General features: G+C 53.8%; 8 protein-coding genes and 1 pseudogene. 2 read left to right on the plus strand and 7 right to left on the minus strand.

Annotated elements, in window-relative coordinates:
* Positions 1-117: 117 nt before the first annotated feature.
* Genes nlpE through AAYN39_RS07035 form a run of 3 tightly spaced genes read right to left on the minus strand, consistent with a single transcriptional unit; the run spans position 118 to position 1,815 of the window.
* Positions 118-819: an envelope stress response activation lipoprotein NlpE gene (gene nlpE / locus AAYN39_RS07025; protein ID WP_000252574.1), complete on the minus strand. Its 702-nt coding sequence runs from the start codon at positions 817-819 to the stop codon at positions 118-120.
* Between the two features lie 31 nt (positions 820-850).
* Positions 851-1,273 carry an alternative ribosome rescue aminoacyl-tRNA hydrolase ArfB gene (gene arfB, locus AAYN39_RS07030; RefSeq protein ID WP_000560526.1) on the minus strand — a complete coding sequence of 141 codons (423 nt, stop codon included), beginning with the start codon at positions 1,271-1,273 and terminating at the stop codon, positions 851-853.
* Positions 1,270-1,815 carry a YaeQ family protein gene (locus AAYN39_RS07035; RefSeq protein WP_001185319.1) on the minus strand — a complete coding sequence of 182 codons (546 nt, stop codon included), beginning with the start codon at positions 1,813-1,815 and terminating at the stop codon, positions 1,270-1,272. The genes arfB and AAYN39_RS07035 overlap by 4 nt, the downstream gene beginning before the upstream one ends.
* Positions 1,816-2,012: 197 nt before the next feature.
* On the opposite strand from AAYN39_RS07035, the gene AAYN39_RS07040 reads away from it, so the two are divergent.
* Together AAYN39_RS07040 and rof are read left to right on the plus strand one after the other, a co-directional pair.
* Positions 2,013-2,213: a YaeP family protein gene (locus AAYN39_RS07040; protein WP_001518678.1), complete on the plus strand. Its 201-nt coding sequence runs from the start codon at positions 2,013-2,015 to the stop codon at positions 2,211-2,213.
* On the plus strand, positions 2,200-2,460 hold the full coding sequence (rof, locus tag AAYN39_RS07045) for a Rho-binding antiterminator (protein WP_000062330.1): 261 nt from the start codon (positions 2,200-2,202) through the stop codon (positions 2,458-2,460). Before AAYN39_RS07040 ends, rof begins: the two co-directional genes overlap by 14 nt.
* A gap of 83 nt (positions 2,461-2,543) precedes the next feature.
* On the opposite strand, the gene tilS is transcribed toward rof, so the two are convergent.
* From tilS to AAYN39_RS07065, 4 genes and pseudogenes are all read right to left on the minus strand, one after another.
* Positions 2,544-3,836 carry a tRNA lysidine(34) synthetase TilS gene (tilS, locus tag AAYN39_RS07050; protein WP_000210062.1) on the minus strand — a complete coding sequence of 431 codons (1,293 nt, stop codon included), beginning with the start codon at positions 3,834-3,836 and terminating at the stop codon, positions 2,544-2,546.
* A gap of 62 nt (positions 3,837-3,898) precedes the next feature.
* A complete protein-coding gene (locus AAYN39_RS07055; RefSeq protein WP_000901086.1) occupies positions 3,899-4,288 on the minus strand; it encodes a VOC family protein in 390 nt (129 codons plus the stop codon).
* 55 nt (positions 4,289-4,343) lie between these two features.
* Positions 4,344-6,485: a lysine decarboxylase LdcC gene (ldcC, locus tag AAYN39_RS07060; protein ID WP_001021059.1), complete on the minus strand. Its 2,142-nt coding sequence runs from the start codon at positions 6,483-6,485 to the stop codon at positions 4,344-4,346.
* 75 nt (positions 6,486-6,560) lie between these two features.
* Positions 6,561-8,324: pseudogene (locus AAYN39_RS07065) on the minus strand (glycoside hydrolase family 19 protein).
* Between the last annotated feature and the right edge of the window lie 247 nt (positions 8,325-8,571).

Consider the following 8,571-nt stretch of genomic DNA (forward strand, 5'->3'; position numbering starts at 1 on the left):
CCGTAAGTAACGAAGTTTGATGCAAATGTCAGATCGTATGCGCCTGTTAGGGCGCGGCTGGTAAGAGAGCCTTACAGGCGCATCAGAAAAACCTCCGGCTATGCCGGAGGATATTTATTAGTGAGTGCAATCTTTACCCGGCGCAAACTTCACATTTTTATCAGCTATTAGCGTTTTTACCGGCTCGCCCGTGTCCGGATTCGCGGCAAACACAAAATGCCCTTCGACCGTCAGCAGCACCGGTTTTTCCGCTTCACCTTTCGCCGCCAGATAGCCGCGCTCAAGCTGGGCGTTACTGGCGACCGGCAGCCGTTTTCCGGTCGCGCAATCGGTAAAGGTCGCCGCATCGGCCCTGTATACATACATACCACGCAGCGGCATTGGCGTTACCGGCAGGCTGGCGGTAACAGGCACCAGCGTATAATTAAGCTGCGAAGCCACCGGATTGCCTTCTCTGTCGAGCATCTCCAGCGCATTGCCTTTCGCGCGATAATACGATTTCTCGCCATTGCTGTCGGTTAACACCAGTTTATCCGCCGTCCGCGCCCAGGTACCGTATGACGCAAAAGAGGAAGGTTCTTCGCGCACGCCCTGATAGCGCTCGTTCATCACCCATGTGCCGTCTTTTTCCAGAAACAGTGACGTTTCAATACCTTCACAATCCGCACAGGGCAGCACGCCGCGCCAGCTTTGCTGCATGGGTTTTAATTCCGCCGCCTGCGCAGGTTGCAGGGCGTCAACTTCCGCACGGTTATTACACCCTATCAATGCAAATAGCGTACAGGCTGCCGCTACTGACAATATTGCTGTTCTCACCATAAAATCCTTATGAAATTGCTATTCCTGCCCGTCAATCCAGTGGACGACGAATTTTGCCGCGAAGCGCCTTTACAGAAGATTTTTGCGCCTTTGAGGACAAGCGGCGCTCTTTCGAGGCACGCGTCGGACGGGTTGCGCGACGGCTTTTCTGCTCCGCGGTTAATTCTTTTATGACGGCAACCAGCCTGGCGATAGCCGCTTCCCGGTTGAGCTCCTGGCTCCGGAACTCCTGCGCCTTAATGATAATGACGCCATCATCGCTTATCAGATGGTGGCTGGCCGTCAGCAAACGCTGTTTATAATACTCTGGCAGGCCAGAGGCCCGAATGTCAAAGCGCAAATGAATCGCGCTAGAGGTCTTATTTACGTGCTGACCACCCGCGCCCTGCGCGCGAATGGCCGTAATTTCCAGCTCATTATCGGCTATGGAGACCGTCCGGGAGATGGCAATCATGAGGGCTGTTGCCAGGCGGTTAGCTGTATTTCCAGATTATTCCGAGCATCAGAAAGCCAGATTGCGCCGTCCTGAATCGTCGCCTGTAGCGTCATGGTACGATCGGCAAATTCACTGAGCTGCGCCAGCTGCCCGTCATCCAGATACCAGACGGACAGGTTAGCGAACTGCGCGCACTTGCTTTGATGCTGCTGCCACCAGATTTGCGCCGCCCGGGAGTTATAAGCAAAGAGCGCGACGTCGCTCGCCTGAGTACAGGCTTTCTTAATACGGCGCTCATCCGGCAGCCCCAGCTCTATCCAGAGATCGATGCCCAGATGATCGTTGCGCAGCCAGGCCTCCGGCTCATCTTCCGCGCTGAGCCCGCGTGTAAACTGCAACCGTTCATCAGCATATTTTATCCATGCCAACAGGCGCAGCATCATGCGCTCCTGCGTTTCAGAAGGGTGACGCGCCAGCGTCAATGCCGCATCCAGAAACCGGTTGCGATCAAGGTCAGCCACATTGACGACGGCTTTATAAATTGTCGCTTTAAGCGCCATGAGAAAACTCCTTTCGAATCAGGCGCCCATTGTAGCGAAAACCGCGCTAAAAGGCTGTTAACGAATCTTTTACCCACTCGCGTCAGGCGCTGATATTGCGCAAATGAGTATGGTATAGTCACCTTGCTAAACAAGATTTAACTTCGTAGGCTTAGACTTGCATCCACGGTTAAGTCAGAATGCTGACAGGAGGGCATGTGGAAAAATATTGTGAGTTAGTACGCAAGCGGTATGCGGAAATCGCCAGCGGAGACTTAGGGTATGTCCCGGATGCGCTGGGTTGTGTATTGAAAGTGCTTAATGAAGTGGCGGCAGATAGCGCCCTTTCAGAGTCGGTCAGGGAAAAGGCAGCTTATGCTGCCGCGAACTTACTGGTGAGCGATTATGTCAATGAATGAAACGTATCAACCCATTAATTGCGATGACTACGATAGTCTTGAGCTTGCCTGCATGCATCATTTAATACTGACGCTAACGTTAAAAGATGGCGAGGTTTTGCAGGCAAAAGCGAACGATTTGATCTTACGTAAAAACGTAGAGTATCTGCTTGCCGAGGTTTCCGGCGAGTCTTGTGAACTTCGTCTCGATAAAATCGCCAGTTTCAGCCACCCGGAAATTGGTACCGTGGTAGTTAGCGAATCCTGAGTATTTTGTTGCCGGATGGTGGTGCAAGCACCTTATCCGGCCTACGTTCCATGCGATACGTAGGCCTGATAAGCGCAGCGCCATCAGGCATGCCAAACCAGACTCACCCCTTCTTTATCTTCTGCTGCTCCCTCACGCGTCACAAAAACACCCGCAGCCGCAATCAGCGTTTCGCCGTAAAACAACAGCGGCGTGGTGTCTCGTCGCCAGGGCGGGATCCCCTGCTCCTGCCAGATTTTCTTTAATTTACGTCCGCCGTGACGTCCCACAATGTGTAGCAACCCTGGCGCTTTAAACCGAATGCTGACGGATTCTTCCTCTCGCGGTCGGCGCAGTTCGCCGCCAGGAACGAGCTGTACCGTCCCTAAGCCGGCAGGCAGCGCCAGCGGTGTTTGCCAGACGGGCCAGGCGACCGTCGTTTCGTGTTGTCCGGCTACGGTTTTAATCCACCACAGTTGCGACTGATAACGGCGAATCTCGTGATCGCCAAAGCGTAAACAGGGAGAGGCATCGTCGCGCGCCAGCGCCACCTCCTGCCAGATACGTTCCAGCGCGTCGCGAGAGGGCATCGGCGCATTACGCATCGCCAGCCAGCGACGCAAAATCGCCGCCCGCCGCACATCGCTCATCGACATTAATGGAGAGAGCCGCAATGTTCCCTCCGTCGTGATACAGTCCGTAAGATCGCTGGCCAGAAGCTCGTCCAGCAGCCTTTCTTGCTCGGCGCAGAGCGTCGCGCTACGGGCTACCGCCGCAGGAAAATGCGGCCAGCGCTGCTGTAAGAGCGGAAGCGCGCGCAGGCGTAAAAAATTGCGATCGTAGGCGTCATCCTGATTGCTTTCATCTTCAATCCAGCATAAGCCATGACGCACAGCCCACTGTTCCAGCGTCTTCCGCGTTTCTCTCAACAGCGGGCGAAGAAGCAGAGTTCCGGCAAAAGGCGAGCGTTCTCCCATCGCGGAAAGTCCGGCCGGACCGCTGCCGCGCTTTAACGCCAGCAGGAATGTTTCACACTGATCGTCAAGGTGCTGCGCGGTTGCCAGCACTTCGCCAGGCAATAGCGTCTGTGCGAACGCCCGGTAGCGCGCTTCACGCGCATGGGCCTCGATACCCAGGCCATTATCCGCCAACGTCACCCGCTCCACTACCAGCGGAACCTGCCAGCGTTCGCATACGGTTTCGCAATGCCGCACCCAGCTATCAGCATGAGGGCTTAAACCGTGATGAATATGGATAGCACGCAGCGTGACGTCAGGATGGCGTTCTCGCCACAACACCAGTTGATGCAGAAGCACCGTAGAATCCAGGCCACCGCTAAAGGCAGCCAGAATACGGCGAGAAGAGAGTAACGAGGTATTCAACGTGAGAGTGGTCATGATCCATGCTTATAGTGACTTAGCCCGGCAACGTTACCTGGCGAGCGTCTTAATGACAAGCCTTACTGCTCATACAGCTCAAGCGGTAAACCGTCCGGATCGTTGAAAAAAGTAAAGCGCTTCCCGGTATACGGATCGATGCGTATCGGTTCGCACTTAACCTGATGCTTTTCCAGATGCGCAACGGCGTTTTCCACATTTTCCACGCTGAAAGCCAGATGGCGCAGACCGCAGGCTTCAGGTCGGCTTGGACGCGCCGGAGGGAAGGGAAAAGAGAAAAGCTCAATCACATACTGCCCGTTTAGCGCCAAATCGCCCTTCCACGAGTCACGCTCTTCCCGCCAGGCTTCGCTTAGCAGATCGAACCCCAGAATATCGCAATAAAACGCCTTGCTCACCGCATAGTCTGTCGCAATGATCGCGATGTGATGAACCTGTTTTAATCCCAGCATAGCGTCTCCTTTATTGATTATCAGTACGTTACTCGTCACATTCTCGTCAGGCAAGCTAACAGGCGTGTTTTAAGACTCGTACCTGGTACACCCCGTCTTCATTCCGTTTCGCGCCGTGAATATCCGTTTCAAAACCGGGATAATGCTGGCCAATCGAACAGAGCATCAGCAGAAAATCGAGCACGGCCCGACTCTGTTGCGTGATCCTCTCGCCGGGCATCAACAGCGGAACGCCTGGCGGATAAGGCAGGATCATATTCGCGGAAACGCGCCCTGGCAGTTGATCGAGCGCCACGGTTTCCACCTCACCTTTGATCTGACGCTGCCAGGCCTGGTGCGGGGTCATGATCATCTCCGGTAAAACCTCGAACGCCCGCAGCATCAGCTCCGGAAGATCGTGCTGGCGGATCAGTTTATGGATCCCCTGCGCCAGATCCTGAATGCGCATATTGCGATAAAAATCCGGATCTTCCGCATACAGATCCGGCAACATATTTTTGACGCGCAGGTTAAGATCGTAGGCGCGTTTAAATTCCGTCAGTCCGCGCAGCAGCCCCATCGCACGGGTCTTATCAATCCCTATGCTGAACAAAAACAGCAGATTATACGGCCCGGTTTTTTCCACCACCACGCCTCGCTCATCGAGGAACTTCGCCACCAGCGCGGCGGGTATCCCCTCTTCGCTCATGTTGCCCTGTTCATCCATCCCCGGCGTCAGGATTGTCACCTTAACCGGATCGAGGAACATATGATCGTCATCAGCATCGGTGAAGCCATGCCAGGTTTCTCCCGGCGTGACCGGCCAGCATTCGGCCTCATCAACCTCTTCCGGCTGCCAGATATCAAAGAACCAGCTATCGGACTCTTCACGTAACCGCTGTACTTCTTTACGAAAATGGAGCGCCCGTTCCACCGAACGATTAATCAATCTTTTCCCTGGATTGCCGCGCAGCATCGCCGCCGCGGTCTCGATAGAGGCGACAATGGGATAGCTCGGCGATGTAGAAGTGTGCATCATAAACGCTTCGTTAAACGTCTCTTCGTCATATTCCCCTTTGATATGAATAAGCGACGCCTGCGAAAAAGCCGCCAGCATTTTATGGGTGGATTGCGTTTCGAAAATCACTTTTCCGGGCACCCGATCGCCGCTCATCCCGCTTTTCCCCTGGTAGATCGGATGGAAATGGGTATAGGGTACCCAGGCGGAATCAAAATGGATCGAGGGAACGTCCAGCATCTGCTTGATCCAGTTAGTGTTATACAGCAGACCATCGTAAGTCGAATTGGTGATAACCGCATGCACCGGCCATTGCGCCTGCGCGGTTTCCGCCACCTTACGCGCAATGCTGTCGCGGGTAAATTCACGCTTAGGAATACCGCCGAGAATGCCGAGCGCATTGCGCGTCGGCTTCAACCAGAGAGGCACCACATCGCTCATCATCAGCAAATGCGCCAGCGATTTATGGCAATTACGATCAATAAGTAGCGTACTTCCCGCAGGCGCGGCATACATACCGACAATTTTATTCGAGGTCGACGTACCGTTCGTCACCATATAACTCTGCTCGGCGCCAAAAGTACGGGCGATATACTCTTCCGCTTCCAGATGCGGCCCGGTGTGATCCAGCAGCGATCCCAGTTCAGTCACCGAAATCGACACATCGGCCTTTAAGGTATTGCCGCCAAAAAAGTCATAAAACAGACAGCCTGGCGGGCTTTTCTGATACACCGTTCCCGCCATATGCCCCGGCGTACAAAAGGTATATTTTCCTTCTTTGGCGTAGGTAAACAGCGCTTTGGTAAACGGCGGCGTAATATTATCGAGATATTCGTTTGTATATTGATGAATGCGCGTCGCGATATCTTCAGCCAGCCCCAATGCATACTCAAAAAACCACAGCGCCATGCGCATATCGTGAACGCTAACGTCCAGCGTGGAGTTGGTATTGATAAAGGCGTAGAGAGGAAGGTATTCATTTAGCTGGTTGATTTCGCTACAAAGGTCGAGACTGTATTCATCCCAGTCAAAAATAACGCCGCAGATGCGCGGGTTATGTTCAATAAACTTCAACAAGTCAACGCTATTTTGCGGCCAGATAATTTGAAATCCCAGGGATTGTAATGCACGCTCAAGCTCCTTGATGGGTTCATCTTTATAATAAACCCCGTGCGGCCCCATAATGGCGATGATGTTCATGCTTTCTCCTGAAAAAACCTGAGATAAGCATAGTAACAATCCTGCCGATGCAAAGCACCGACAGGATTTATCTTATTACAATGCGTTCCATGCATCGGCCCAGGCAATCCCTACGCCGGGCTCATAGTAGGCAGGCGCAACATTACACCATGAGCCTTCCGGGAACGGTTTGCACTGGTACAATGCGCCATTACTGTTGACGATGTCGCCCGGATTCCATTTCTGGCTGCTGCTCCAGGCAGGGTAGCTGGTGGTCTTATCTTCGTCATCCGCAGCGGCGGCCTTCGCTTTCACATTCAGCGTATAAACCGCTGTACTGGAGAGCGTACCGTCGCTAACGGTCAGATTCACCACATACTGGGTGTTCTGAGTGACATCCGGCGCGTTGAAAATCACAACGGCTTTATCCTGGCCGCTCAGCGTTTTGCCATCCTGCGACATCCAGGTATAGGTGAGCTTGTCGCCATTCGCGTCGGTCGATCCTTCCGCGTTGAGTGAAACCTGGCTACCGGCTTCCACCGCCCCGACCGGCCCGGCAATGCGCGCGACTGGTGCCACGTTTTCATCCGTCACTGGCGCCGGAGTTGGCGTGACATCCGGTTCAGTGGTTCCGTTATCATCGACGACATTAACGTTGAAATAATGCTGTACACATTTCGTGTAGTCGCCCTCTTTAAAGGCGGTATACGGCGTCTGATATCCAACTAACTGGCAGGAATAGGTTTTACCGTCCGCAGTATCGGCGCTCCAGCCCCAGTCTTGTTCCCAATAGATCGGTAACGCGCCAGCGCCGCCTTCATCGAACTGCTTCATCTTTTTACAGCCCAACACTTCGTCAGCCGGCACCGGCACTTTCAGGTAGTTGGCAAACTCTTTGTAGTAGGCGATACGGTTAAGCGACTGCGCATTCTCATCTGCGCCGCCGCACTCCACGCCGCCATTGATGATCTGAATAGTGACGCCGAAACCTGATACCAGGCCGTTTGCTTTATCGCGATCGTTTGGCTGCCAGGTACCGTCAATCACATGTAGCATAGACGGCTTCGGCGGCTGCGGATACACAAAGAAGAAGACGGCGCTCGCCAGGTTCATCCAGGTATCCGCCACCAGCTCGGGTTTATCCAGCAGAGGGCGAACGTCGCCATACATCGCGTCAGAGAAAGGCCCATAGTTGTAGTTATAAGAAAGCTGTTTTGCCCCGCGGCCAAAATAGCTGAGGAAATCGCCGTCCTTATCTTTACCGCACGGCCAGGTCTGGCCCTGCCATACATCCGGGTTACATTCGCCGTTGTAGCCGCCTTTTTGCCCTTCTGTTCAGCCGACTTCGCGCAGATAGACCAGCGCCTGACGCCATTCCGGAATGTCACGCCAGCTTTCGTGACCGCCCGTCTCCTGGGCAAAATGCGCAAACATAGTAGCCAGGGTTTTACGGCAGATAGCGTCGCTATCGCGTCCATCGGTGTAGGTACCACAAACCGCCGGGAATTTACCTATCGCTTTCAGGAAGTTAGAGTAAGTGTATTCCGGCGCGCGCATCGGGAACAGATAATCCCAGTCGGCCTCTTTCAGAATACTTTCAACGCGTTTTACGTTTGCCGGGTTAGCGGCGCGCCCCGGTTCGATTTGTTCGACCGCGCTGTTATCCAACGTCTGGATAGAGGATTTCACTGCCTCCATTAACGGAAAATCCGTCAGCGCTTTCTCTTTCGCCGCCAGATCGCTGGCGTTAATGGTCATTGGCTCACTACTGCTAAGCAGCGGCGCGGCCTGCGCACCGGATAAGCTCAACATGATCCCTGCCGCTACGGCGCTGAGCGCCAGTGTTTTTTGCAATCCCATAATTTTCTCCTTGAAGGGTAGTTCACTGCCTGCCCTGGCCACACGCCTGGCAGTTGCTACAGTGTCAGGGAGAACATGCCGTTGCGTTTAATCACATCAGCTCATCGGCGTCTCATTTTTCCTCGTCCAAAATAAATATCCTCCGGCATAGCCGGAGGTTTTTCTGATGCGCCTGTAAGGCTCTCTTACCAGCCGCGCCCTAACAGGCGCATACGATCTGACATTTGCATCAAACTTCGTTACTTAC

The organism is Salmonella sp. K21076 (genome assembly GCF_039650795.1).
In the GTDB taxonomy this organism is placed as follows: Bacteria; Pseudomonadota; Gammaproteobacteria; order Enterobacterales; family Enterobacteriaceae; genus Salmonella; species Salmonella enterica.

Bases quoted from the DNA above. Each gene is read 5' to 3' on its own strand.
- nlpE (WP_000252574.1), bottom strand. From the start codon at position 819: ATGGTGAGAACAGCAATATTGTCAGTAGCGGCAGCCTGTACGCTATTT.
- arfB (WP_000560526.1), bottom strand. From the start codon at position 1,273: ATGATTGCCATCTCCCGGACGGTCTCCATAGCCGATAATGAGCTGGAA.
- AAYN39_RS07035 (WP_001185319.1), bottom strand. From the start codon at position 1,815: ATGGCGCTTAAAGCGACAATTTATAAAGCCGTCGTCAATGTGGCTGAC.
- rof (WP_000062330.1), top strand. From the start codon at position 2,200: ATGTCAATGAATGAAACGTATCAACCCATTAATTGCGATGACTACGAT.
- tilS (WP_000210062.1), bottom strand. From the start codon at position 3,836: ATGACCACTCTCACGTTGAATACCTCGTTACTCTCTTCTCGCCGTATT.
- AAYN39_RS07055 (WP_000901086.1), bottom strand. From the start codon at position 4,288: ATGCTGGGATTAAAACAGGTTCATCACATCGCGATCATTGCGACAGAC.
- ldcC (WP_001021059.1), bottom strand. From the start codon at position 6,485: ATGAACATCATCGCCATTATGGGGCCGCACGGGGTTTATTATAAAGAT.